Annotated in this window: 23 protein-coding genes; 7 read left to right on the forward strand and 16 right to left on the reverse strand. The window is 72.4% G+C overall.

Going from position 1 to position 23,626, the window contains the following annotated elements:
* Positions 1-266 precede the first annotated feature (266 nt).
* The 5 genes from IE109_RS21030 to IE109_RS21050 all read right to left on the reverse strand — a co-directional run bounded on the left by IE109_RS21030 (position 267) and on the right by IE109_RS21050 (position 3,795).
* Positions 267-650 (reverse strand): VOC family protein, encoded by a 384-nt coding sequence (locus tag IE109_RS21030; RefSeq protein ID WP_189552507.1) that lies wholly within the window; start codon positions 648-650, stop codon positions 267-269.
* Positions 651-705: 55 nt separating this feature from the next.
* The gene (locus IE109_RS21035; protein ID WP_189552508.1) at positions 706-1,746 is read right to left on the reverse strand and encodes a vWA domain-containing protein; all 1,041 of its coding nucleotides are present in this window, start codon (positions 1,744-1,746) and stop codon (positions 706-708) included.
* Positions 1,747-1,849: 103 nt separating this feature from the next.
* The gene (locus IE109_RS21040; RefSeq protein WP_189552510.1) at positions 1,850-2,071 is read right to left on the reverse strand and encodes a hypothetical protein; all 222 of its coding nucleotides are present in this window, start codon (positions 2,069-2,071) and stop codon (positions 1,850-1,852) included.
* A 309-nt stretch (positions 2,072-2,380) separates the two neighbouring features.
* Positions 2,381-2,596, reverse strand: a complete 216-nt coding sequence (locus tag IE109_RS21045; protein WP_229891353.1) for a ferredoxin — start codon at positions 2,594-2,596, stop codon at positions 2,381-2,383.
* A 5-nt stretch (positions 2,597-2,601) separates the two neighbouring features.
* Entirely contained in the window at positions 2,602-3,795 is a 1,194-nt protein-coding gene (locus IE109_RS21050; RefSeq protein WP_189552513.1) for a cytochrome P450, read from the reverse strand.
* 120 nt (positions 3,796-3,915) lie between these two features.
* On the opposite strand from IE109_RS21050, the gene IE109_RS21055 reads away from it, so the two are divergent.
* Complete coding sequence (locus IE109_RS21055) at positions 3,916-4,626, forward strand: TetR/AcrR family transcriptional regulator (protein WP_444545562.1); 711 nt, start codon at positions 3,916-3,918, stop codon at positions 4,624-4,626.
* 175 nt (positions 4,627-4,801) lie between these two features.
* Here the strand turns inward: IE109_RS21055 and IE109_RS21060 are convergent, their stop codons facing one another.
* Together IE109_RS21060 and IE109_RS21065 are read right to left on the reverse strand one after the other, a co-directional pair.
* On the reverse strand, positions 4,802-6,355 hold the full coding sequence (locus tag IE109_RS21060; protein ID WP_189552515.1) for a pectate lyase family protein: 1,554 nt from the start codon (positions 6,353-6,355) through the stop codon (positions 4,802-4,804).
* Between the two features lie 415 nt (positions 6,356-6,770).
* A complete protein-coding gene (locus IE109_RS21065; protein ID WP_373297745.1) occupies positions 6,771-7,304 on the reverse strand; it encodes a DUF4396 domain-containing protein in 534 nt (177 codons plus the stop codon).
* 695 nt (positions 7,305-7,999) lie between these two features.
* Here IE109_RS21065 and IE109_RS21070 point away from each other — a divergent pair.
* The 3 genes from IE109_RS21070 to IE109_RS21080 all read left to right on the forward strand — a co-directional run bounded on the left by IE109_RS21070 (position 8,000) and on the right by IE109_RS21080 (position 10,856).
* Positions 8,000-8,326, forward strand: coding sequence for a MerR family transcriptional regulator (locus IE109_RS21070; RefSeq protein WP_189552516.1), 327 nt, complete (start codon positions 8,000-8,002; stop codon positions 8,324-8,326).
* A 362-nt stretch (positions 8,327-8,688) separates the two neighbouring features.
* Positions 8,689-9,861 carry a carboxylate-amine ligase gene (locus tag IE109_RS21075; protein WP_189552517.1) on the forward strand — a complete coding sequence of 391 codons (1,173 nt, stop codon included), beginning with the start codon at positions 8,689-8,691 and terminating at the stop codon, positions 9,859-9,861.
* A gap of 344 nt (positions 9,862-10,205) precedes the next feature.
* Complete coding sequence (locus IE109_RS21080; protein WP_189552519.1) at positions 10,206-10,856, forward strand: CatB-related O-acetyltransferase; 651 nt, start codon at positions 10,206-10,208, stop codon at positions 10,854-10,856.
* A 120-nt stretch (positions 10,857-10,976) separates the two neighbouring features.
* Here the strand turns inward: IE109_RS21080 and IE109_RS21085 are convergent, their stop codons facing one another.
* Positions 10,977-11,942 (reverse strand): GlxA family transcriptional regulator, encoded by a 966-nt coding sequence (locus IE109_RS21085; protein WP_189552520.1) that lies wholly within the window; start codon positions 11,940-11,942, stop codon positions 10,977-10,979.
* 202 nt (positions 11,943-12,144) lie between these two features.
* Between IE109_RS21085 and IE109_RS21090 the strand changes: the two genes are divergently transcribed.
* A complete protein-coding gene (locus tag IE109_RS21090) occupies positions 12,145-12,810 on the forward strand; it encodes an HD domain-containing protein (protein WP_189552521.1) in 666 nt (221 codons plus the stop codon).
* A gap of 259 nt (positions 12,811-13,069) precedes the next feature.
* Here the strand turns inward: IE109_RS21090 and IE109_RS21095 are convergent, their stop codons facing one another.
* The 3 genes from IE109_RS21095 to IE109_RS21105 form a co-directional block, all read right to left on the reverse strand.
* Positions 13,070-14,098: an aminoglycoside phosphotransferase family protein gene (locus IE109_RS21095; RefSeq protein WP_189552522.1), complete on the reverse strand. Its 1,029-nt coding sequence runs from the start codon at positions 14,096-14,098 to the stop codon at positions 13,070-13,072.
* A gap of 130 nt (positions 14,099-14,228) precedes the next feature.
* The gene (locus IE109_RS21100; protein WP_229891355.1) at positions 14,229-15,905 is read right to left on the reverse strand and encodes a M4 family metallopeptidase; all 1,677 of its coding nucleotides are present in this window, start codon (positions 15,903-15,905) and stop codon (positions 14,229-14,231) included.
* 381 nt (positions 15,906-16,286) lie between these two features.
* Complete coding sequence (locus IE109_RS21105; RefSeq protein ID WP_189552523.1) at positions 16,287-16,895, reverse strand: ABATE domain-containing protein; 609 nt, start codon at positions 16,893-16,895, stop codon at positions 16,287-16,289.
* An 89-nt stretch (positions 16,896-16,984) separates the two neighbouring features.
* Between IE109_RS21105 and IE109_RS21110 the strand changes: the two genes are divergently transcribed.
* On the forward strand, positions 16,985-17,770 hold the full coding sequence (locus tag IE109_RS21110) for an MBL fold metallo-hydrolase (RefSeq protein WP_229891357.1): 786 nt from the start codon (positions 16,985-16,987) through the stop codon (positions 17,768-17,770).
* A 298-nt stretch (positions 17,771-18,068) separates the two neighbouring features.
* Positions 18,069-18,272 (forward strand): cold-shock protein, encoded by a 204-nt coding sequence (locus tag IE109_RS21115; protein WP_189552525.1) that lies wholly within the window; start codon positions 18,069-18,071, stop codon positions 18,270-18,272.
* Between the two features lie 189 nt (positions 18,273-18,461).
* Here IE109_RS21115 and IE109_RS21120 read toward each other — a convergent pair whose 3' ends face one another.
* The 5 genes from IE109_RS21120 to IE109_RS21140 form a co-directional block, all read right to left on the reverse strand.
* Entirely contained in the window at positions 18,462-18,776 is a 315-nt protein-coding gene (locus IE109_RS21120; protein WP_189552526.1) for an NIPSNAP family protein, read from the reverse strand.
* A 104-nt stretch (positions 18,777-18,880) separates the two neighbouring features.
* Positions 18,881-19,495, reverse strand: coding sequence for an HAD family hydrolase (locus IE109_RS21125; RefSeq protein ID WP_189552528.1), 615 nt, complete (start codon positions 19,493-19,495; stop codon positions 18,881-18,883).
* Between the two features lie 155 nt (positions 19,496-19,650).
* Complete coding sequence (locus tag IE109_RS21130) at positions 19,651-21,039, reverse strand: sugar porter family MFS transporter (RefSeq protein WP_189552529.1); 1,389 nt, start codon at positions 21,037-21,039, stop codon at positions 19,651-19,653.
* A complete protein-coding gene (locus IE109_RS21135) occupies positions 21,036-22,076 on the reverse strand; it encodes a Gfo/Idh/MocA family protein (RefSeq protein ID WP_229891359.1) in 1,041 nt (346 codons plus the stop codon). Before IE109_RS21135 ends, IE109_RS21130 begins: the two co-directional genes overlap by 4 nt.
* Positions 22,077-22,092: 16 nt before the next feature.
* Positions 22,093-23,625 (reverse strand): GMC family oxidoreductase, encoded by a 1,533-nt coding sequence (locus tag IE109_RS21140; RefSeq protein ID WP_189552531.1) that lies wholly within the window; start codon positions 23,623-23,625, stop codon positions 22,093-22,095.
* Position 23,626: the final 1 nt, after the last annotated feature.

Below are 23,626 nucleotides of genomic sequence, written 5' to 3' on the forward strand. Positions count from 1 at the left end.
CGTGACGTGGCGACAGGACGCCGCCGCGCTCCGCCGCGGGCCGGCGGGAGCACATCGAAGTCCTGGCCGGGCGTCCGGGCCGCCCTGCGGAGCGGGACGCACAGCGGTGTCAACCGTCCGGGCCCTGCGGCACGGACCGGCCGTTCCGGTCCCCGCCGCCTCGCGCACGGTCCGCTGCCACCCTCTTCGCCGACCGCGGCACGCCCGTCCCGGGAGCGGGAGCCGTGCCCGGGGCGCCGCTCTTTGGAGCCCCGGGCGTCGACCCGTCAGAGGGGCTGGAGGCGGCTGCGCAGGAGGCAGAACTCGTTGCCCTCGGGGTCGGCCAGCACGTGCCAGCTCTCGTCGCCGGTCTGGCCGACGTCCGCCGGCTCGGCGCCCAGTGCGAGCAACCGTTCCAGCTCGGCGTCCTGGTCCCGGTCGGTGGCGTTGACGTCGAAGTGCAACCGGAGCTTCCCGGTACGCGGGGCGCTGCTGGGGCTGAGGACGATGGTGGGCCGCGGGCTGCCGGGGCCGGCGTCGGGCGGCCCGATCTCGATGCTGCCGTCGTCCTCCCGGCCCAGCTCGACATAGCCGAGGACGTCGCTCCAGAACGCGGCGAGCCGGTCGGGGTCGGCGGCGTCGATGATCAGCTCGCTGATGCGGCATGCCATGCCGGCCAGTGTACGCGCGGCCGCCGCGCCCGTGCCGCGTCGGTCGGGCACACCGTCAGCCCATGAGCAGGAGCCTCGTGTTGGGCACCAGCTTCCTGTTCACGCTGGTGCTCTGCACGAATATGGTGAAGTCGTCGTTGTGATCCGGCTTGACGCGGACCTCGACGTCCGGCAGGCCGAGCAGGGCCCGGGCCTCGGGGCCCGAGTACACCCGGTCCGTCTTCTTCTCCAGTACCGCGATCCGCTTCCCCGCCTGGATCTTCTCCGACTTGCTCAGCTGGTAGAACGCGCCGCCGGTGCGGTAGGTGTGGCCGCACTCGACCACCCACTCCCGGATCGCCGCGTCGCGCGTCACCGGGATCAGCTGGTAGCCCGCCGGGTCCACCGGGGTGAGGCCGGCCGCCTCGATGGTGTCCTTGTTGATCGCGTCCGCCCCCGTCGAGAACACCGCCCGCGAACCCCGGATGCCCTGCGTGCGACCCACCATGAACTTCTCGGTGGCCTCCTGGATGACCTGCCCGGCCTCCTGCAGGCCCTGCGTGCTCGTGGCGTCCCAGATGGCGATGTTGTCCTTCGGGAAACCGCACTGCATCGCCTCGCGCTTGCCCATCTGGTCCGGCACCAGGACGGCCAGCGTCCAGTTGTCCTGCTGCGTCGCGATCATCTCCGCCACGGCCTGGACCAGTTCACGCGGCTTCCTGGAAGGGGCGTCCGGGCAGCGGTGGCTCGCGTTCTCCTGCCCGTCGGTGAGCACGAACGTCAGGAAGCTGTGATCGCCGTACAGCTGGGCCGTCTGCGCCAGCTCACGCTGCGACTTCAGCGCGGCCGCCAGCAGAGCCGTCATTCCACCGGCCCGGTACAGCTGCTTGAGTGACGGCATCCGCAGCACGTCCTTGTCGTAGATGACGCACTCCACCGTGTCCGCGAAGACGTACACCGTCACGCGGGTCTCCTGGTCGAGCTCCTCCGACCGGCGGGCGAGGTACGCGATCTGCTGGTCGGCGACTTCGACGACCTTGCGGCTCAGGTGCGACATGGACGAACTGGCGTCCAGCACCAGGGCGACGTGATTGATGTAGTTCTGCGTTCCCGACATGGAAGCTCCCCCTCTTTCCGACTGGATGCTCCTACCGTCTCACCCACCACTGACAATCGGTCCCGGCCGCCGAACCGGGGGAGGGGAGGGGCATCCGCACCGGTCAGTCCGCGAGGTCCGGCTGCGGGACCGTGACCGCCGGGGCCTTGGCGGGTGCTCGTACGAACGCCTCGGGGTTGTCGAGCGTGATGTGGTGTCCGCAGTCGGGGACGGGGGCGACGCGGACACCGGATCCGGCGAGCGCCTCGGCGCCCGGCGGCGGGCCGTCCTCCCCGCCGCCACTGACGTCCGGCTGCTCGCACCGGGGTCCCGTGACGGCCGGCACAAGGCGGCACCGGGCGCCCGGGGGACCGTAGGGCCACGCCACATCGTCGGCGCCGGAAGGAAGACGGCCCCGCCGCTCGGGGGGTGAGGGGCGGGGCCGGTGTGCTCGGCGGCGGTCGGGGGTGAGCCGTCCGAGCTCGGGTCAGCGTCCTGATGCCCCGGAATCGGCCCACCATGCGCGCGCGGAGCGGCGATTCCCCGCCGCGGGCAGGACCGGCGGCCGGACGCGGCGGGCAGGACCCGGCCGCCGGCACGACCCGGCGGGGTCCTCGGCCCGGAGGTCCGGACGGCTCCGGTGGCTCCGGCTCGGCTACGGCCGGGGTCCGATGACCTGCCCCCCGTCGCGTACGGTGATGGCCGACGCGGGACAGGAGTCGGCCGCGTCGAGGGCGCGCTCGTCCGCGCCGATCCCCTCCCGTACCGGTTCGGCGTGGTCACCCTCCAGCCGGTACAGCTCCGGGGCGAGAGCGGCGCACATCCCCGAGCCCAGGCACTGGTCCCGATCGATCCGGGTCGTCCAGGACATCCGAGTCACCATCCCACCGGCATCTCACGCGGCCCGCGCACCAGCATCCGGTTCTTCCACACCACATCACCGGCGATGTGGAGCGCCGGGAAACGGGCGATCAGGGCATGCAACGCCTCCTGCAGTTCCAGCCGCGCCAGCGGCGCGCCGAGACAGTGGTGGACGCCGTGCCCGAAACCGAGGTGCTGCACACCTGTGCGTGTGACGTCGAGCGTGCCCGGCGCGCCGAACTTCAGCGCGTCGCGGTTGGCGGCGCCGACGGCGACGAGGACCGGTTCCCCGGCGCGTACCAGCGTGCCGCCCACCTCGACGTCCTCCTTGGCGTACCGGGGGAAGGCGGCCGCGCTGCCCAGCGGCACGAAGCGCAGCAGCTCCTCGACGGCGCCGGCGATGAGCTCGGGCCGTTCGCGCAGCAGGGCCAGCTGCTCGGGATGCTCGAGGAGGGCGTACACGAAGTTGGGGATCTGGCTCGCCGTGGTCTCGTGCCCGGCGACGAGGATGCCGACGCACAGATCGACCAGTTCCAGCTCGGTCAGACGGTCACCTGTGTCACGGGCCTCGATCAGGCCGGTCATCAGGTCGGGGCGGGGGTGGTCGCGGTGGTCCTGGATCAACGCGCGCATGTAGGCCCGCAGTTCCTCGCGGTTGCGGGTCGCTTCCTCGGCGCTCAGCGAGCTGGTCGACAGGGCGGCGTCGCTCCAGACCCGGAACTTCGGGCGGTCCTCCTCCGGCACGCCCAGCATCCGGCAGATCACGGCCACGGGGATGGGCAGGGCGTAGTGCTCCACGAGGTCGGCCGGCGGGCCCATGGCCTCCATCCGGTCGAGGAACCCGTTCGCCAGCTCCCGCACCTGCGGTCGCTGCTTCTCCACCTGGTGCACGGTGAAGGCCTTCGCCACGAGGGTACGCAGCCGGGTGTGCTCGGGCGGGTCCATGCTGAGGATGCCCGCGTCCTGCTGCCCCTCGGACTGGCGGGGCTCGTCGTGCTCCAGCGCGTCGGCCCGGCTGAAGCGCCGGTCACCGAGGACGAGCCGGGCGTCGGCGTACCGCGTGGCCAGCCAGGCGGGCTCGCCGTAGGCCATGCGTACGCGTAAGAGCCCGGGGTGCTCCAGCGCCCTGGCGTAGGCGTCGGCGAGCCCCAGTCCCTCGGGTTCGTTGAACGGATAGGTGAGCGGCCCCTGTTCGTGCGTGGCGGTCATGGCGAACCTCCCTGTGTAAGCAGCTGCTTACCAACCTAGAGTGGGGCACCAGGGCGGTCAACGGCGCCTCGCGCGGGCTCGTGACGCGCGGTGGGCCGGACGGACAGGGGGTGGCAGGTGGTGGCCAGGAGGACGGACGCCGGGGCGGTCCCGTCGCGCGGGGAGCCGCGGGCACGACCGGTACCCCCGGTCGCGCCGGCACCCCCGCCCGCACCCGCACCGGTCCGGGACAAGGGCGGTGTACGGGACGGGGCGCCGACCCGCGAACGACTGCTGGACGCCGCGTCCGCCCTGTTCGCCGAACGCGGGTACGAACGGGCCACCGTAAGGGACATCGCCGCCCGCGCCCGGGTCAACCAGGCGCTCCTCTTCCGCCACTTCGGCTCGAAGCGGGCCCTGTTCGGGGAAGTGGTGTCACGCGACGGTACGGAGCAACTGCGCAGCACCGCGCCGGAACGGCTCGTGGAGACCGTACTGGCGAGCATGCTCGCCCCGCCGACCGCGGACGGCGGCGACACCGGCTCCAGCCGCTCCCTGGAGACCCTGCTGCGGTCGGTGGGGGCGGGCGACGAGGTGTCCGCGGCGGTCACCGCGCTCGGCGACGACTACGCCCGGGCGCTGGCCACCCTGAGCGACGCCGACGACAGCGGCCTGCGTGCCGACCTGGCCCTGGCCTGGCTCGTCGGCATCGGCCTCATGCGGGTGGTCGTCGCCAAGCAGCCGCTGGCCGGCGCGGACGCCGACGAGGTCGGCCGCCTGGTGGTGGGAGCGCTCGGCCACCTGCTGGAAGGCATGGCGCCGCACCACGGCCAGGGCCCCGGCCACGGCTGAGGGACGAGCGACCGCCGTACCCCCCCACGCGCCGAACGCGCGTACCGAGCCACTGCGTCGGCGGCCGGCGCCCCGGGATCGGGCACCTGTGAGCCGTTCCCCCCTGCCCGGGCGGGAGCACCGGTGGCCGGGTCCGGCGGAGTCGGACCCGGATGGGAGGGGCGCGGAGGGGCGACTACCCGGCGTAGGTCTCGTACTCGGCGACCCGCGGCGTACCGGTGGAGCCGGTGATCTCGAGGGTGATCTTCTGGAGCGAGGTGCGTGCGAAGGAGATGACTCCCGCCCCGCTGCCGGAGGTCAGGACGGCGCCGGTGTCGCCGTTGACGAGCCGCCAGGAACGGATGCTCCCCTCGGAGCCGGCCGCCTCCCGGATGTTGACGCGGGACACCGAGGCGGGGGAGCCCCACTTGATCGAGACGCTCCCGGTCGAGCCGGCCGGCGACCAGTACGTGCCCAGGTTGCCGTCCCGCACGTTGCCGTAGCTGGTGCCGTCGGCCTTGCTGGATCCGTCGGAGCCCGCCCCGATGCTGAGGTTGGTGCCGCTGGGCTGGGTGGGCGTCGGGGTCGGCGTCGGCGTGGTCGGAGTCGGTGTGGGTGTGGGTGTGGGGGTCGGGTTGGGCGTCTGGGGCGTGCAGTTGCCGTCCGACACCTGCATGCCCTTGTTGGCGCCCGCCGTACGGCTCACGACTGCCGGTACGCAGCCGGCGGCGTCCAGGCCGTAGCCGTACGGGATGCTCACGGTGGTGTTGGACTGCGGGTTGGGCCCGGCGGGGTTGTGGTCGCCCTCGCGGGCGGACCAGGTCACGTTGTCGAAGATGTTGCCGCTGACCTGCCAGTAGCCGGCCGCGTCGGTGTAGAAGGTGCCGAGGACGTCCTTGGAGTCCTCGAAGTAGTTGTTGTCCACCTTGGCGCGGGCGCCGGCGCGGGAGTTGATGCCCGACTCGTTGAGGCTCTTGTAGTAGTTGTTGTACATGTGGGCGATTCCCCCGCGCAGCAGCGGCGCACGGGAGTCGATGTTCTCGTACAGATTGTGGTGGAAGGTGACGTAGCCGTTGGAGGTGTCGGTCTCGCTGGAGCCGATGAGGCCACCGCGACCGGAGTTGCGCAAGGTGCTGTAGGACAGGGTCACGTACTGCGTGTTGTCCTTCATGTCGAAGAGGCCGTCGTAGCCCTCCGACTCGCCGCCCGACGCCTCCAGTGTGGTGTGGTCGACCCAGACGTTGCGAACGTTGCTCTCCATGCCGATGGCGTCACCGCCGTTGGATGTGGGGGAGCCCGCCTTCTTGACGTTCCGGATCGTCACGTTCTGGATGATGATGTTGCGCGAGTCGCGGATGTGGATGCCCAGCTGGTCGAAGACGGCTCCGCTGCCGACACCGACGATGGTGACGTTGCTGATCTGCTTCAGCTCGATCACGCCGGCGGCGGTGCTGCAACTGCTGCCGGACACCTTGGCCGTGTTGGCGTGGTTGATCGTCCCCTCGACCTGGATGGTGATCGGGGTGCTGCTGCTGGCCCGGCCGCACAGGGCCGCGTGGATCGCGGTCCCCGTGGTGGCCCGTACCGTCTGCCCGCCCGCGCCGCCGGTGGTCCCGCCGTTCTGGGTCGCGTAGCCGGTGGCGCCGCCGGCTGCCGCCGACGCCTCGGGTATCAGAACCGTGCCGGCCGCGCCCGCGAGGGTCACGGTGGCCAGCGCCGTGCAAAGTCGTAGTCCGACGGTTCGTTTCATGGTGGCTGCCCTTTCGTCTTCGCCTGCCGGCGGCGCCTCGATGGCGCGGCCGCTCGCCACCGTCGGCTCGGCCGGGCGACGGCGGATGACTCGGGAAAGCGCTTTCTGGCCGCGACAATAGGGGCCGCCCCTGGGGGTGACAAGGCTCCGCGCACCGATTGGATTCAGAAACAGGAATCACGATCACCTGAAGTCGCTCTGCCGGGCCGCGAGCTGACCGGTATTCAGATATGTGCACGCATTGCTGATTGCCGGTCGCTGGTGGCTGGTCGGGCTTCGCGCCGCTGCCGGCGACGTCGCCGACCGGAGGGGGAGCGTCGCGACGGGGCCGAGCGGTGACGGTGCGACCGTGCGCAGGTGGAGGGCCCCGGGCGGGGCCCTCCACCTGCGCACGGTCCGACGAAGAGGCCGTCGGTCAGTGGTACGCGTGGACGACGGCGTGGCCCTTGCCGCGACCGATCATCCACTTGTTGACCGGAGTCGTGATCACGAAGGCGACCGCGAATCCCCCCAGCAGCGCGCCCCAGAAGAGCCCGTCGCTCAGGTGGGCGTCCATCGCCCCCGGGACCATGGCGATGATGCCGTTGTCGACGAGTTCCATCACGGCGATCGAGACCGTGTCGGCGGCCAGCGCGACCTTGATCGCGGACTTGAGGTCCAGGCCGGCCCGCCGGACGGCGAACAGTGTGAACGAGTACCCGAAGAGGAACGCAAGCGTGATCGCCAGGGCCATCGTCTCGACGTTGCCCCACAGCAGGGCCGTGCCGATGACCATGCCGAGGATCTCGCCGATGGCACACCCGGTGAGGCAGTGCAGGGTCGCTTTGGCGGCCGTGCTCCACGACGCCCCGGCGGGGTGGCCGCCATCGTCGTGCCCGCCGTGACCGTGGTGGTCGCGGTGTGCGGCGTGGCCGGGAGCGCCGACGTGGTCGTGTGCGCTGTGGTCCATGGCAGTCATCCCCATTCCGTCGTGCGCGAGCCGCTGCCCTTGGTGGCCCATGCTTCGAGATTATACCCCTGGGGGGTATTTTTCCAGCGGCGCGCCGCAGTGGGGGACGGTTGGTCGGAGGTGCGGGCGAAACGACTGATGTCACCGGTCACGCGGACGGCCCGCCGGCTGGTGTCCCTGGGGGCAGAGGTATGCCGTCTCGTGTGCGGAAGAAAATCTGTCATGGCGAAGGTAGACATGCCGTCGTAAGAGGGCTAGGGTTCTACCCGTAGCCAAGAAGTCGCAGATGGCACGGCAGAGACGGACTGCCGTGCGAGCAGATGCGGAACGGCAGTGGAGTGGCGGGGCCGGAAGTGATGGGTTCCCTCGCTGGCTGCCGGGCCGAGCGGCCCCAGGGGCCGCAGAAGCGGTACCGCAACATCCAGCAGTACAAGTAGTTGATCGAAAGAGGTAAGGAGCAGACGCCATCAGGATCGCCCGGGCGAGCAGAACACCCGCTCGGGTACCGCAGGCCCCGGATTGGAAGGTGGTCCCCGGTCACGCAACCGCGATCCCCGCTCCTCCGCCCTCCCAGGCGGACCGCAGCGGAAAACGAAGGCCGATGTGAGTCGGCCGGTAGATGGTGTTGAAAGCTCGGGGCTCGGGTGCCGCACGGCACCCGAGCCCCTCGACGCGTCCCCTGGAAGAAGAGGTTTATGACCCCTCGCAGTACCCGCCCCGTCGACAGCCTCGACGACGACGATTACCCCGCGTTCACCATGGGCCGAGCCGCCGACATGCTCGGCACCACCCCCGCCTTCCTCCGCGCCCTGGGCGAGCACCGCCTGATCACCCCCCTGCGCTCCGAAGGCGGCCACCGTCGCTACTCCCGCTATCAACTGCGCATCGCCGCCCGCGCCCGCGAACTCGTCGATCAGGGCACGCCCATCGAAGCCGCGTGCCGCATCGTGATCCTCGAAGACCAGCTCGAAGAGGCCCAGCGCATCAACGAAGAACTGCGGACCCGGGGAGCCGTCTCGTAACGGCCACGGGATCCGGCCCACCCCCCACCGGCCGGCGTTGCCGGCACGACCCGGCACGACACGGCGACCCGGCCGGCGGGGGACAGGTGGAGGACCCACCTCCACGTTCCGCACCGCACCGCCCGGCAGCGGTGCCACCCGCAGCCGGCCACCGCCGCGCACCCTCCGCGGCGCACCGCGAGACGCGGTACCGGCCTCGCCGTGCGCTGCGGAGCGAAACCGTCCGGACCCACCGACGCGACCGTGACGCTCATGTGCGCACCGTGCGGAACACGTGAACATCCGAGGCGTAGTACTGGATCTTCGGGGCACGCGCAGCGATGAGGTGCGGCGACGCCGCACCCTGTCTTTAGGGAGTGCCCGTGACGGTTCGTATCGGGGTGGAGGAAGAATTCCACGTACTCGATGTGGAGACCGGAGAGCCCGTCCCCCGCGCCGGTTCCGTTCTGCACGGCCTGCCGGAGAAGCGGTACACGACGGAACTCCTCCAGTGCGCCGTCGAGACCAACAGCGACGTCCATACGACGCTCGACGGCCTGTTGGCGGACCTGAACCGGTCGCGCGGCGACCTTCGGGAAGCCGCCGCCCGGCACGGGCTGGCGGTGGTGGCGGCCGGCACGGTGCCGTTCCTTCCCCAGGGGGGCCCGTCGGTGACGCCGGGCAGCCGGTACCGGCACATGGTCTCCGAGTACGGGCAAGTGGCGCAGGAGCAGCTGATCTGCGGCCTCCACGTGCACGCGGAGGTGCCCGACCGGGACACGGCGGTTCGCATGATGTGCCTGATCGCTCCCTGGATACCCGCCCTGCTGGCCCTCTCCGCCAGCTCACCCTTCTGGAACGCCGCCGACACCGGATACGCGAGCTGGCGCACGATGGTGTGGCAGCGCTGGCCCACCGCCGGTCCGGTCGGCTGCTACCCGGATGCGGCGGCCTACGACGCCGCCGTGACCGAGCTCATCGACTCCGGCGTGGTGAGCGACGCCGGCATGATCTATTACGACCTGCGGCCCTCGGACCATCAGCCCACCCTGGAACTGCGCGTCTGCGACGCCTGCCCCGAGGCCGAGACGGCGGTCATGATCACCGGCCTGTTCCGGGCCATGGTCACATGGGCGGAGACGCGCCTGGCCAACGAGCCCAGGCCCCGCTGCCGCGGCCGTCACGAGTGGTTGCGAGCGGCGACGTGGCGCGCCGCGCGATCCGGCCTGGAAGGGGACCTGATCGACCCGGTGTCCCACCGGCCGGCACCGGCGGCCCGGGTGATCCGGACGATGCTGACGCGCCTGCGCCCCGAACTCGAGGCGTGCGGCGACTGGGAGACGGTGAGCGAGCTCGCGGAACGGGCACTGGCCAACGGCAGCGCCGCACACCGGCTCCGCCAGGTGGCCGCCGGGGACGACCTGCTGGCCTGCGTCGACGAGATGGTCGGTCTGACCAGCGGCGCCGCGGGCCGGCGCCGCCCGACGACGCCGCCCCTGGTGTCCGTCGTGCGGAGCGGCCTGAAGCGTGGAGACGTGGAGCCCATCGGCGGCTGACCGGCCGCTCGTGGGGAGACGCACCGAGGCCGGCCCCAACCGACAGGACCGGGCGGGAGCCCCTACCGGTGGGGCCTGCCGACAGGCCCCACCGGTCGGGCCCGAGGACGCGATCCGTGGCCCAGCCCGGTTCGCTCCGGGCCCGGCCCCGCGCTGCGGGCGCTTCGGGGTACTCCAGCGGTGGGGTACGCGGCGAAGGCCGGAACGAGGGCCTGCGCCCGCAGCGGTTCCGAGCCACGGGAGCGCGGCGGGTTCCTCCGGGTGACAAATCGGTGTCCTGCGACGGCCCTTGGCGCGATCATGGACCGGACCGGACCCCGCTACCGATGAGGAACCGCATCCCCATGCCTGTGCCCGCCGATCCCACGGTGCTCCACCCGATGCCCGGCCAGCCGCGGGTGGTGCTCCTGAAGCCACTGGTGAAGTCCCCGCTGATCGAGGTCGGGGAGTACTCCTACTACGACGACCCGGACGACGCGACCGCGTTCGAGACGCGGAACGTTCTCTACCACTACGGGCCGGAGAAGTTGATCATCGGTAGGTTCTGTGCCCTGGGCACGGGGGTGCGGTTCATCATGAACGGCGCCAACCACCGGATGGACGGCCCCTCGACGTTTCCCTTCCCCACCATGGGCGGCTCCTGGGCCGACCACTTCGACCTGCTCACCGGCCTGCCCGACCGAGGAGACACCGTCGTCGGCAACGACGTGTGGTTCGGCCATGGCGCGACGGTGATGCCGGGTGTACGGATCGGCCACGGCGCGATCATCGCCTCCGGGGCCGTGGTCACCGGCGACGTGCCGGACTACGGCATCGTCGGCGGCAACCCGGCCCGCCTCATCCGTACCCGGTACGACGACCGGGACATCGCCCGGCTGCTGGCGGTGGCCTGGTGGGACTGGCCCGCGGAGCACATCACCGAACACGTTCGCACCCTCATGTCGGGCAGCATCACCGAACTCGAAGCCGCCGCCCCGGACCGCCCGCGGAGGTGACGCGCGTACGGGGCGGGACCGGCCTGTCGGCCCGCGGGGGCGCCGCCGGTTGGCCGGAGAGCGGCCAGGTCCGCCCGCCCGGTGGCAGGCCCTGGCCCCCGGGCCCCGCGTACCCCGCGATCAGTCGGCGAAGGTGCGGCGGTAGCGCGAGGGGCTGGTCCGGGTCAGCGCGGTGAAATGCACGCGCAGCGACTCGGAGGAGCCGAATCCGCACCGGTGCGCGATGTCGTCGATGCCGAGGCGAGTGGTCTCCAGGAGGACGCGGGCGCGGGCCACACGCTGCGCGGCGACCCAGGTCATGACGCTCGTTCCGGTCGCAGCCCGGAACCGGCGGCGCAGGGTGCGCGTACTCATGTGGCTGTGACGGCTCACCGACTCCAGGGTCAGCGGTTCGTCGAGGTGCTCCAGGATCCACGTGATCACCCCCGAGATGCCCTCCGTGTCCGGGCGCGGGACGGACTCGATGAACTGCGCCTGCCCTCCCTCGCGATGCGGCGGACTGACCAGGAAACGGGCCATCGCGTTGGCCACCGCCTGACCGTGGTCCAGGCGCAGCAGGTGCAGGCACAGGTCGGTTCCCGCGAGGACACCGGCCGACGTGAAGACGCCGGTGTCCTCGACGTAGAGCTCCGCCTCACGGACCGTCACCAGGGGGTGGCGGTCCCGCAGCAGCCCCGCCCAGTACCAGTGGGTGGTCGCGCTCCGGCCGTCCAGGATCCCGGCCGCCGCCAGGGCGAACGCGCCGGTACAGATGGACACCATGCGGCTGCCCCGGTCGTACGCGTCCCGCAGCCGCTCGACCAGTTCCGGGTCCGGGGGCACCGCGGGCTCCTCCACTCCCGTGACGATCACGGTGCCGGCCTCGTCCAGCCGGTCCAGCGGTTCGACCCCCATGGGCAACAGCGGCCCGCCCGCGGAAGCCGGTCCCACCAGGACCGACTCGTAGGGGGAGCCCCCGGACCGGCCGGCGGCCAGGTGGTCGGGCCAGCGGCCGAACACCTGCTGGGGGACGGCGACGTCCAGGAGCACGAAGCCCGGCTGCACGACCACCGCGACCTTGGCCGGATCCTTGGGAACGTTGTCCATCCGACCATCGTAGGCCGCTCCCCGCCCCTCGTAGCGTGTCCGCGACACCCCTCGGACCAGCTGAGAGAGGCGAAGACATGCACGTCGTGCACGAGACCCGGGCGGTCCGGTACGCCCCACCGGGGAAGCACCGGAACGCGGGGGAGCCGTGGTCGTCCACGGCGGTCGCGGCCGGGCTCCGGGCACGGGGGGAGGACGCGCGATGACCCTGCTCGACTCCCTGCCCGACGCGATCGCGAGGTGGCCGCGGACACGGGCCACCGAGGCGGCCGTCGCCTTCGTCACCGAACACTCGCCCGCATACCTGCTCCACCACTGCCTTCGCAGCTACTTCTACGCCCGCAGCATCGCCGCCACGCGGAAACTCCTCGCCGGGACCGACTTCGACGACGAGACCCTCTTCCTCGCCACCGTGCTGCACGACATCGGACTGACGGACGAGGGCAACGGCCCGAACCGGTTCGAAGTGGACGGCGCCTACCGGGCCGCCCGCTTCGTCCGCGAGCAGGGCCTGTCCGACTCCGCCGCCGACCTGGTCTGGGACGCCGTCGCCCTGCACACCTCCTCCCAGATCGCCGCCCACAAGCAGCCGGTCGTCGCCCTCACCCACCTCGGCGTCGGCGCCGACGTCTTCGGCTTCGGTGCCGAGGAGGTGGACCGGGCGGTGCTCGACGCCGCGCGGTCGGCGTTCCCCTGGCTGGACCTGCGCGAGCGGATCCTGGAGGCGGTGGTCCACCAGGTCGACGACCAGCCGTCGAAGTGGGCGCCGATGTCGTTCATCGACGCCACGTACCGGATGCTCCGGCCGGACAACCCCTTCCCGGGGCTGGACGAGCTCCGCGCCGCGCCCGTGTCCCCCTCGGACTGAGCGGACGCACCGGTACGTACGGGCGATGACGCCCGCCCCCGCCACGCGCCCACCACGCCGTCCCGTACCGCTTCGACGCCGGCCGGTGGAGCGTGACGCACCGGGTACGTCCGGTGCGCCGGAGTCCGATCACCGGAGGGACGGCCACGATCCCGCCGTCGAGGTGGCGGGCGCCGGGGTCGCGGCCCACGCACCCGCCGTTTCGGCGGGCTGCCGCTGACGCGCCGCCACCCCGACGCGCCGGGGTGGCGTACGACGTCTACGGACGCCTCGTCGGGACCGGCCGAAGTGAGGGCCAGCGGGAGAGCATGGCCTGGCGCATGCCGGCGGTCAGGCCGCTCAGGCCGCTGAGCGGGGCATGGCCGGCGGTCGTCCCGCTGACGACACCGAGCCGGTGGACGAGCCGCTGCCGTGCTGTCGCCGTGCCCCACTCCCAGTCCTCGTGCGGAACCCGGGCCAGGTGGTCGACGCTCTCCCGGCGTGCCCGCTCGACCAGCGCATCGCCACGGACGAGCCAGCCGGCGCACGCGTCGGCGAGGCCGTCCCGGCACTCGGACCCGGTCGCGGCCCGCCACGCCGTACGATATGCGCGCTCCGCCCGATCGAGCAGCGGGGCCGACGCGGCGGTGACGCACCAGCAGGTCGGGAAACCGATGCGCAGATAGGCCAGCTCCATCACGCCGCTGCCCAGCGACGCCTGTTCGAAGTCGACGAACCTGACGCCCGTGGCGGTGTGGAGGTCGTTCCCGGGACAGGGATCCCCGTGGAGAAGGGCGTGGCCGGGCAGGTCGGCCAGGCGGGCCACGAGGTCGTCGAGTTCGCCGGGGACGCCGGGGCCGACGGGGACCCGGAGCGCCCGGGCGAGAGCGAGGAAGGAGTCGATGTCGGCCCGGCTCGGGCCCCGCCACCGGGGGAGCACCCCCGCGTCCCCCGGACCGGCCGTGGCGTGCAGGCGTGCCAGCGCGGCCGCGTAGCCGACGATCCAGTCGCTGGACGGGCGTCGGTGGTCCAGCCGCTCCAGCACCAGCAGCCGCTCGCCCGGATCGGTGGCCAGCAGCGCGGGCACCACGGGCGGCTCCGCCCGGGCGGCGAGCCGGAGCGCGGCCACCTCGCGGGCGTACCGTTCGTCCGCGTCCGGGCCGTCGACGATCTGCTTCACCACAGCCGATCCGTCCGGCAACTCGACCCGCCAGACACGGGAGCGCGGACTGCTGCTCAGCCTGCGGGAGCGCCGGGGGGAGCCCAGCTCGGCCCGTAACCCGTCCCCGAATTCCGGTCGCGACGACATGGGCCCATCCTGGCACGCCGCCCGGTGACGCCGCCCGCGGATATGGGCGGGGGGAGCGCGCGTGGGTGCGGCGACAGGGACGAGGTCGCCGCACCCACGGGGGAGGAATCGTTACTTCACACGCGGAGCGTCACTTCACGTTGACCGCCGCCCAGGCGCGGTTCACCGCCTGGTACTCGGCGCCGGCCGCGCCGTACAGGTCCGTGGCCGCCTGGAGGGTGGCCGTGCGGGCACCGGCGTAACCCGTGGTCGACGTCATGTAGGACGTCAGGGCCTTGTACCAGATCCGGTACGCCTTGGCGCGGCCGATGCCGGTGACGGTGGAGCCGTCATAGGTGGGGGAGTTGTAGCTCACGCCGTTGATGGTCTTGGCGCCGCTGCCTTCCGACAGCAGGTAGAAGAAGTGGTTGGCGACACCCGACGAGTGGTGCACGTCGAGCCTGCCCACGGTCTTCGACCAGTTGTCGGCGGAGCTGCCGTCCTTGCTCGGCTTGTCCATGTAGCGCAGCGGGGTGCCGTTGCCGTGGATGTCGATCTTCTCGCCGATGAGGTAGTCGCCCGTGTCGTTGGCGTTGTTGGCGAAGAACTCGACGGAGGTGCCGATGATGTCGCTGGTGGCCTCGTTGAGCCCGCCCGACTCACCGCTGTAGCGGAGGCCCGCCGTGCGGGAGGTCAGACCATGGGTCATCTCGTGGCCGGCCACGTCGATGGAGGTGAGCGGCCTGCTGTTGCCCGCGCCGTCGCCGTACGTCATGCAGAAGCACTGGTCGGACCAGAAGGCGTTGACGTAGGCGTTCCCGTAGTGCACGCGGGAGTAGGCGGCCTTGCCGTCGCCGGCGATGCCGTTGCGCCCCAGCTCGTTCTTGTAGAAGTCCCAGGTGAGAGCCGCCCCGTAGTGGGCGTCGGCGGCGGCGGTCTGGCGGTTGGAGGGCAGGCCGTTGCCCCACACGTCGTCGGCGTCGCTGAACAGGGTGCCGGTGCCGGTGGTGCCGCCGTTCAGGTCGTACGTCCGGTGACTGCCACGGGCGCCGTCGGTGAGGGTGTAGCCGGAGGTGCCGGGCGTGGTGCCCAGCGGGACGGTGCCGCTGTACTGGCTGGTGCCCGTGCCGGTCTCGATCGCCTCGTGGGTGTAGAGCTGCTTGCCCGTGGTGGCGTCGGTGATGACGTGCAGTTCGCTCGGCGTGCCGTCGTGCTGGAGGCCGTGGACGACGGTCTCGTAGGCGAGGGTGGGCTTGCCGGTGGCGGCCCAGATCACCTTGCGGGGCGCGTCGGTGGTCGTCTTGGCCGCCGGGGCGTCATCGGCGGCGGCGGTCAGCGCGCCCTTGCGGGCGCCGGCCGGGGTGACGGCCGCGTCGGTGCTCGCCACGGCGACCCGGGCGGCGGTCGCCTTGCTGACGCCCTTGCTCCTGCCGTCCTTGGCGGTGTGGACGACGAGGTCGCCGCCGAGCACCGGCAGGCCGGCGTAGGTGCGCTCGTAGCGGGTGTGGACCGTGCCGTCGGCGTCCTTCACGACGTCGCGGACGACGAGCTTCTCCACCGCGGTGTCCAGACCGATGGTCCGGGCCGTGGTGGCGGCGCCGGCCTGGGCCTGCCGCAGGGCGGTCACCCGCTGGGAGGCGCTCAACGGGGAGGAGTTGAGCGGGGAGGTGCTCGGCGGGACGGCGGACGTGCCCGCCGCACGGTCCACGGAGGCGGTTGCGGTGGCGGTGGCGGTGCCGGCCTGGACACCCAGCACGACCATGGCGGCGGAGGCGGCGAGGGCGGCGGCGCGTATGGAGACGCGGGAGGTGCGGGAGTGCGGGGACACGATGGTCTCCTTCTCTCGGTCCGTGGGGGTGGTGGGGATGGCTGCGAGAGTGCCAGGAGATGGCCATCGGTTGACAGATACTGATCAAGTATTTGACCAGTTCTTGTCCTTCAGGCGTACGTCAACGTTCGTTATGCGGACGAAAGTTGTGGTGTTCCCCGTGTTTGCGCGCAACCACGTGAGGTGTCCGGGTTGCGGCTCTCTGCGGTGGTGTCGGGGAGTTGAGCCCCGGCCGCGAGCGGGGCGTCGGCCGCCGCTCCCGGGGATCGCCGGCCACGCGTGCCGATGGGCGGCGTCGGCCTGGGGCCGGGGACCCGAGGCGCGGGGCCTCACCCGGCCGGCGCTCCTGCGGCGGCGCCGGGTGCGGTACGTGCCGGGGTGTCAGGTGGAGGCGCGGTTGCGGCGTGCGTAGGCGCGGGCCGCTCGGGCGCGGTCACCGCAGCGGGTGGAGCACCAGTGGCGCCGGCCGTGGGTGCGCAGCAGGAAGCGGTCGCAGGGCGCGGACGCGCAGGCCGCGAGCAGACCGGCGTCCGGACCCGCCAGCAGGTCGGCGGCGTCGGCGGCGAGGGTCGCCAGCGCGTGGCCGACGGCCTGGTCGGTGGGGTGCGCCTGGACCCGGCGCATCCCGTGCGCCTCGTCCCAGGCGAGCAGGGGGGCGCTGGGCACGGCCGTGAGCGCCTCGTTGACGGCCCGCAGGGACTCCTCGGGCGGGGTGGAGCCGTCGACGGCGGCGGCGAACAGGGCCCGGACGTGACCGCGCAGTGTGCGCATGCGTCGCGCGCACAGCTCGTAGAGCCGGATGTCCGGAGTGGTCAGCTCGTGCGCGGCGAGCCAGCACATGGCGGTCCTGGGTTCGGCGAGCAGGTCGTAGCTCTGGCCGGCGGGGAGGGTCGCGGCGGTGTCCGCGAAGTCCAGGGACCGGTACCGGTCGGCCCCCGGGGCGGGCGGCAGAGCGCTCCGCGCCATCTCGTGATCCAGGGCCTCTTTCATGCCCTCATGGTATGCCTTGCGCTTTTCCGTGATGCCCGCCTAGTCTCACTCACGGAAAACATTCGAATTACCCGTGAGGAATGAGGGGCATGTCCCAGCACCCCGAGCACATCCAGGTCCGCACGTTCGGCGGCCCCACCGCCCTCTTCGAGTACGGTGGCCTGCGCTTCCTGACCGACCCGACCTTCGACGGCCCCGGCGACTACCCCACGCCCGGCCCGACGCTGACCAAGACCGCCCCCTCCGCCGCGACCCCGGCCGACCTCGGTCCCATCGACGTGGTCCTGCTCTCGCACGACGAGCACGCCGACAACCTCGACCACTCCGGCCGCGCCCTGCTCGCCGACGTCCCCCTCACCCTCACCACCCCTGGCGGCGGACAGCGGCTCGGCGACACGGCCAGAGGTCTGGCCGACTGGGAGTCCGTGGAACTGGACCGCCCCGGCGGCGGCACGATCACCGTCACCGCGGTCCCCGCCATCCACGGCCCCGGCCCGCGCGAGCAGGTCGAGCCCTTCACCGGTCAGGTCGTCGGCTTCGTGCTGACCGGGGAAGGGCTGCCGACCGTCTACGTCAGCGGCGACAACGCCTCGCTCGGCGCGGTCGAGGAGATCGCCGCGCGCTTCGCCCCGGTGGACACCGCCATCCTCTTCGCCGGCGCCCCCCGCTTCCCCGTGCTCTTCGACGGCGGACCGATCGTCCTGGACAGTGCCCAGGCAGTCGAGGCCACCCGGATGCTCGACGCCCGCCGCGTCGTCCCCGTCCACCACGACAGCTGGGCCCACTTCACCGAGGGCCGCGACGTGCTGGAGGCCGCCTTCACCGGCGCCGGGCTGGCCGGCCGCCTGGACCGGGACTGGCTGCGGCGCGCCTGAGCTCCTCCGTCCCGGGGTCGTCCCGGGCAGCAGCGCAGCCGTACAGGGGCCGGTCGTCCGCCGGCCGGCCCGTCCCGCGAAAGAGGGAATCCCCATCCAGTGGCGACGTCCCCTGGATGACAAGTAGTTGCTCTCTGGTGATCGGCTCTGTCGCGGTGTAGCGTCATTGGTAGATGTCGTGGTTCGCAGTTCCTGCCCACGTTGAAGCGTGGGCTTCTTGCTGTGTGCAGTGCGGGACCAGGGCGATCACCTCCGGGCCCGCGCGGTGCGAGCCCGAAATCGACTGAGAGGCACCGGCATGGCCAGCGGAACCGTGAAGTGGTTCAACTCCGAAAAGGGCTTCGGCTTCATCCAGCAGGACGGCGGCGGCCCCGACGTCTTCGCGCACTACTCGAACATCAACGGCAACGGCTACCGCGAGCTCACCGAGGGCCAGGCCGTCACCTTCGACATCACCCAGGGCCAGAAGGGCCCGCAGGCGGAGAACATCACCCCCGCCTGACACCCGCGGCCAGGTGCGCGCAGGGCCCCGGAGCGCTTGCTCCGGGGCCCTGTGCTCCCCCCGGCTTCCGTCTCAGGCGCCGTGCTCCCTGCCGACCCGCGCGTACTGGCGGAGGAAGCGGTACGCCCGGCCCCTGACGCGGTGGACGAACAGGCCGTCCCGTGCGGGCGGTTGGTGTCCGCCCGTCCGCTAGGGCGTGCCGGGCAGCAGCGGGCGCATGAAGGTGCGCTCGTAGCGCAGTACGCAGCCGCTCTCGTCCCTGATGCGGTCCGCCTCGATGAAGTCGGGGTCCCGGCCGAAGAGCGTCCGGTACTCCTCGTACGCGGCCAGGCTGGGGAAGCTGAACAGGGCCATTGCCTTGTCGCTGGCGCCCTCCGCGGGCAGGAAGTACCCGTGGTGCGTGCCGCCGTGCCGGCCGACCAACTCCATCCAGCGGCGGCCGAAGCGCTCGAACGCCTCGGTCTTCGCCGGGTCGATCACGTACTCGACCACACAGGTAATCACCGGCACGACTCTAGTGCCGGCGACCCGGCGAAGCCAGGCGGTCACCGCGCGGGGCCCCGCGTCCCCGCCCGGGCGCGCCCTACGGTCCGCCGCCTGCCGCGACGTCAGGCGCCCGACCGGGAGCGCGGGCCGGTGTAGGGGCGCACGTCGATGACCGTCATGCCCGCGGCGTGGGCCGCTTTAATGCCCTCGTCGCTGTCCTCGTAGACGGTGCAGCGCGAGGGATGGGCCCCGAGGAGTTCGGCCGCGCGCAGGAAGATGTCGGGTGCGGGCTTGCCCCGCTCGACGTCGTCACGCGTCACCAGGGCGTCGAAGTGCTCGCGGAACGGCTGGTGGCGCAGGGTCGCCTCGATCACGTGGCGGGCCCCGCCGGACGCCACCGCCATGGGGACCCGGCCGTGCATGGCCTCGACGACGCTCAGCACCTCCGGGTGGGGGCGTACGGTATGGGCGTTCTCCAGGAACATCCGGTCGCGGTCGGCGACGAGGGCGTCGACCGGGCGGGACAGGGCGAGGGCGCGCTCGTCGGCCAGGGTACGGATCATCTCGGCCGAGGACAGGCCGGTGCGGGCGTCGAACCACTCCTGTTCCAGGTCGACGCCTTCGGGGGACAGTACGGACGCCATGGCCCGGTAGTTGGCGTACTGGCTGTCGACCAGGGTGCCGTCCCAGTCGAACAGCAGGCAGTTGGCGTGGCGCGGGGCGAGGTCGGGATGCATGTGGGAGGCGCTTTCCGGGTCGGGTCGGGTCGGTACGGATCGTTTCGGGTCGGTACGGGTTCGTGCGGGGCGGTCGGTCGGGGTCGGGCGGCGGTCCCTGGCGGGGGCCGGGTTCGGCGGTGGGACGACCGGAGGCGGTGGGGGAGGGGCGGCGGTCAGTCGGCGTGGTACGCGACGGCGGCCGGGCGTGCGGTCGCCACCAGTGGTGTACCCCGCGTCTCGGGCATCCAGCGTGCCAGTGCCAGCGCCGACGCGCCCGTGATGGCCGCGTACAGCGCGAACGTGCCCGCCAGCGACAGCTGCTGGACCAGCGGCAGGAACGTCGTGGCGACCACGAAGTCGGCCGCCCAGTGGGCCGCCGTGGCGAGGCTCATCAGCGCTCCCCGTACCTCCGAGGGATAGATCTCGGAGATGTACACCCAGAACACGGCGGCGGGGCCGACCGCCCCGGCCGTGATGAAGACGCACAGCAGCAGAGCGGTGACGGCGCCCTCGTGGCCGAAGAGCCCGGCGAAGGTGATGCCGAGGGCGGTGAGCGCCATCACGAGGAGGCCGCCGATCATCAGGGGCCGCCGTCCCCAGCGGTCGAGGAACATGACGGTGATCACCGTGGCCGCGACGTTGCACGTACCCACCAGGATCGAGCCGATGATGCCTCCGGCCGATGTGAGGCCACTGGAGGCCAGGATCGTCGGCGCGTAGTAGATGGCCGTGTTGAGGCCGGTGAGGTGCACCAGGACCGCGATGGCGAGGCCCAGTGCCACCCACCGGCGGCCGGCACGGTGGCATGCCGACCGCAGTCCGACACCACGCGAGCGGCCCGCAGCCGTCCGCCCTGCCGCCGTCCGGCTGCCCGGCGTCCGGCCTTCCGCCTCCCGGCCCTCTTCGGCCGGGGCATCCCCCAGCTCGATGCCCAGCCGGGCCGCCGCCTGCGCCGCCCGACGGCCGTACCCCCTGCCGCGCAGCCAGTCCGGGGACTCGGGGACGAGGAACATGCCGGCCAGCAGAAGGAGGGCGGGCACGGTGCCCACGGCCATCATCGTGCGCCAGGCTCCGGCCGGTTCCAGGGCGTAGGCGGCGAGATAGGACGACAGCAGCCCGATGGTGATCATGAGCTGGTTGAGCGTCACGAGTGCGCCCCGGCGCGCCGGTGGCGCGATCTCGGAGATGTACAGGGGTACCGCGAACGACGTGGCGCCCAGCGACAGGCCGACGAGGAAGCGCCCGGCCAGGAGCAGCCCGGCGCCGTCGGCCGCCGCCGACGCGAGAGAACCCACCGCGTACGCCGCCGCCGCCGCACCGATCACGGGGAGCCGGCCGAAGCGGTCCGCGAGCCGCCCACTGCTGGGAGCCGTCAGCGCGGCTCCCAGCAGGGCGGCGGACACGGCGGCGCCCTGGGCCCAGGACGAGAGGCCGTAGTCGGCGCTGACGAGCGGCAGGGCACCGGCGATGACGCCCGTGCCGTAACCGAACAGCAACCCGCCGATGGACGCGACGAAGATCGTGAGCCTGCGGGTGACCGCCGGCGATCCCGTCGAGGTCACCGGGGCTCCGGCGCGTCGTCCGAGGTCTCCACGGCGGCGCCGCCGGCGGCCGCGGACGCCACCAGCGCGCTGCCCACCCGGGCGGTGCGCCGGGAGTCGGAGAGCGACATCGGCGCGGGGACGCCGTCGCGTACGGCCCGCGCGAACGCGTCGACCTGGAGCCGGTAGTGGTCGGCCGCCGGGACGGTCTCCTCGCGGACGCCGTCCTGGGTGAGGACGGTGACGACCCCGTCCTCGGCGTCCATGGCCCAGGCGTTGCGCACCATGACGGTGCCATGAGTGCCCTGGAGTTCGTACGCGGCGCGGGGGCCGTAGTCGATGCTGTAGTCGACGACCGCCGAACGGCCCTGTCCGAAGTCCATGGTCGCCACCGCGCTGGTGTCGACCGCGAGGCCCGGGCGGCTGCTGAACCGGGCCCTCACCCGTTCGGGTGCCTGCCCGAAGAACAGCAGTGGCGCGTCGACGGCGTAGCAGCCGACGTCCCACGTGGCGCCGCCGCCCAGGGCGGGGTCCAGCCGGATGTTGTCGCTGCCGCTCTCGATGCGGAACGCGAAGGAGGCCCGCACGAGGCGCAGTTCGCCGATCTCGCCCGAGGCGAGGATGTCGGCGGCGCGCCGCTGCTGCGGGTGGAAGCGGTACATGAAGGCCTCCATCACGGTCCGTGAGGCGGCCTCGGCGGCCTTCTCGATCCGTGCGCAGCCGTCCTCGTCCATCGCCATGGGCTTCTCGACCAGGACGTGCTTGCCGGCCGCCAGCGCCCGCAGGGTCCACTCGACGTGGCCGGTGTTCGGCAGCGGTATGTAGACGGCGTCGATCCCGGGGTCGGCCAGGAGCGCCGCGTAGTCGCGGTGGACGGTGGCGCCGAACCGGCGGCCGAGTTCCGCCGCGGCGGCCGCCCGCTCGGGGCGGCTGGCGACTGCCGAGAGCGCGCAGCCGTCCGTCGCCGCGATGGCCGGCATCAGATGGGTCGCGATGTAGGAGGTGGCGCCGAGTACGCCCCAGCGCAGGGTGTCGTGGTGGTGCTGTGGTGCTGTCATACGTGGTGGTCCTGCCTCATGCGTTGTCTTCTCGGATGAACCGGGCCGCGCGTTCGGCGACCGCGGCCACGGCCGCGTGGATGTTGCCGGTGATCATGTTGGGGACGACGGAGGCGTCGGCCACGCGCAGGCCGTCCACGCCCCGCACCCGCAGCCTCGGGTCGACGACCGCGCCGCCGTCCCCGTCCACCCCCATCCGGCAGGTGCCGACCGGGTGGAACTGCGTCTGGGCGTGCGCGCGTACGAACCCCTCCAGTTCGCCGCGGCTCGCCGTGGCCCCGAGCGGGGCGCGCCCGGTGGTCAGACCGGCGAGCGGATCGGTGGCGGCGATGTCCAGGGCGATGCGCACCCCCTCCACCAGCACGTCCACGTCGGCCGGGTGGGTGAGGTAGGCCGGGTCGATCAGGGGATGTGCGTCCGGGTCGGCGGAGGCCAGGGTGAGCCGGCCACGGCTGAGGGGACGGGTCACACCCGGACCGATGGTGAAGCCGTGACCGAGACGCGCGGCGTTGTTGAGGTTCTTCATGGGGGCGAAGGACAGCTGCACCTCCGGCTCCTCCGACGCCGCGCCGAGGCGGACGAAGCCGCCGGCCTCGCCGAGGTTGGAGAAGGCGGCGACGGGGTGGCCCTCGGTGGTGTCGTACGCCAGGGAGACCTGCACGTGGTCGTGGAGGCCGGCGCCCACACCCGGCAGGTCCACGGCGACGCCGATGTCCAGCGCCGCCAGGTCGCCGGCCGGACCTATGCCGCTGAGCAGCAGCAGTTGCGGGGCGGCGACGGCGCCCGCGCACACCACGACCTCCGACGCGCATCGTACGGAGGTCACCGTGCCACCGTGCCGGACCCGCACGCCCGTGACGCGGTCACCCTCCAGCAGGAGGCCGTGCACGGTCGCGTCCGTGGCGAGCGTGAGATTGGGGCGCTCCAGGGCGGGGCCCAGATGGGTGCGGGCGGTATTGCCCCGGCGGGCCGGCGCGCCCGGTGCGCCGGCGGTGCGGGTCGTGCGGTAGAGGCCCACGCCCTCCTGACGGCCGGCGTTGAAGTCCGCGTTGTGCGGCAGTCCGTATTTCCGGGCGGCCTCGACGAAAGCGGCGGCGAAGGGGTGGGGCTCGGTGTTCTCGGCCACGGGCAGCGTGCCGTACGGCGTCTCCCGGGCGGGGCCTTCCAGGGCCTCCAGGTAGGGGAGGAAGTGGCGGGCGTTCCAGGTCTCGCCGCCCCAGCGCTGCCAGGCGTCGAAGTCGGAGGCGGCGCCACGGATGTGCACCATGGCGTTGATGGCGCCGGACCCGCCGACGACCCGGCCGCGCGGCCAGGCCAGGCGCCTGCCGCCGAGGGCGGGCTGCGGGACGGTGCGGTAGCCCCAGTCCAGTTCGCCGCCGAGCAGCGACGGCCAGGAGGCGGGCCGGGCGATCCGCGGGTCGGTGTCCGCCGGTCCGGCCTCCAGGACCAGGACGCCGCGGTCGGGGTCCTCACTCAGCCGGGCGGCGACGACGCTGCCGGCCGCGCCCGCGCCGACCACGATGTAGTCGTAGGTGCTGAAACGTTCCATG

This window comes from Streptomyces lavendofoliae (assembly GCF_014649735.1).
Classification (GTDB): domain Bacteria; phylum Actinomycetota; class Actinomycetes; order Streptomycetales; family Streptomycetaceae; genus Streptomyces; species Streptomyces lavendofoliae.

Excerpts from the sequence above, each read along its gene's own strand:
- IE109_RS21030 (WP_189552507.1), bottom strand. The coding sequence starts at position 650 with ATGGCATGCCGCATCAGCGAGCTGATCATCGACGCCGCCGACCCCGAC.
- IE109_RS21035 (WP_189552508.1), bottom strand. The coding sequence starts at position 1,746 with ATGTCGGGAACGCAGAACTACATCAATCACGTCGCCCTGGTGCTGGAC.
- IE109_RS21045 (WP_229891353.1), bottom strand. The coding sequence starts at position 2,596 with ATGTCCTGGACGACCCGGATCGATCGGGACCAGTGCCTGGGCTCGGGG.
- IE109_RS21050 (WP_189552513.1), bottom strand. The coding sequence starts at position 3,795 with ATGACCGCCACGCACGAACAGGGGCCGCTCACCTATCCGTTCAACGAA.
- IE109_RS21060 (WP_189552515.1), bottom strand. The coding sequence starts at position 6,355 with ATGAAACGAACCGTCGGACTACGACTTTGCACGGCGCTGGCCACCGTG.
- IE109_RS21065 (WP_373297745.1), bottom strand. The coding sequence starts at position 7,304 with ATGGACCACAGCGCACACGACCACGTCGGCGCTCCCGGCCACGCCGCA.
- IE109_RS21070 (WP_189552516.1), top strand. The coding sequence starts at position 8,000 with ATGACCCCTCGCAGTACCCGCCCCGTCGACAGCCTCGACGACGACGAT.
- IE109_RS21080 (WP_189552519.1), top strand. The coding sequence starts at position 10,206 with ATGCCTGTGCCCGCCGATCCCACGGTGCTCCACCCGATGCCCGGCCAG.
- IE109_RS21085 (WP_189552520.1), bottom strand. The coding sequence starts at position 11,942 with ATGGACAACGTTCCCAAGGATCCGGCCAAGGTCGCGGTGGTCGTGCAG.
- IE109_RS21090 (WP_189552521.1), top strand. The coding sequence starts at position 12,145 with ATGACCCTGCTCGACTCCCTGCCCGACGCGATCGCGAGGTGGCCGCGG.
- IE109_RS21095 (WP_189552522.1), bottom strand. The coding sequence starts at position 14,098 with ATGTCGTCGCGACCGGAATTCGGGGACGGGTTACGGGCCGAGCTGGGC.
- IE109_RS21105 (WP_189552523.1), bottom strand. The coding sequence starts at position 16,895 with ATGAAAGAGGCCCTGGATCACGAGATGGCGCGGAGCGCTCTGCCGCCC.
- IE109_RS21110 (WP_229891357.1), top strand. The coding sequence starts at position 16,985 with ATGTCCCAGCACCCCGAGCACATCCAGGTCCGCACGTTCGGCGGCCCC.
- IE109_RS21115 (WP_189552525.1), top strand. The coding sequence starts at position 18,069 with ATGGCCAGCGGAACCGTGAAGTGGTTCAACTCCGAAAAGGGCTTCGGC.
- IE109_RS21125 (WP_189552528.1), bottom strand. The coding sequence starts at position 19,495 with ATGCATCCCGACCTCGCCCCGCGCCACGCCAACTGCCTGCTGTTCGAC.
- IE109_RS21135 (WP_229891359.1), bottom strand. The coding sequence starts at position 22,076 with ATGACAGCACCACAGCACCACCACGACACCCTGCGCTGGGGCGTACTC.
- IE109_RS21140 (WP_189552531.1), bottom strand. The coding sequence starts at position 23,625 with ATGGAACGTTTCAGCACCTACGACTACATCGTGGTCGGCGCGGGCGCG.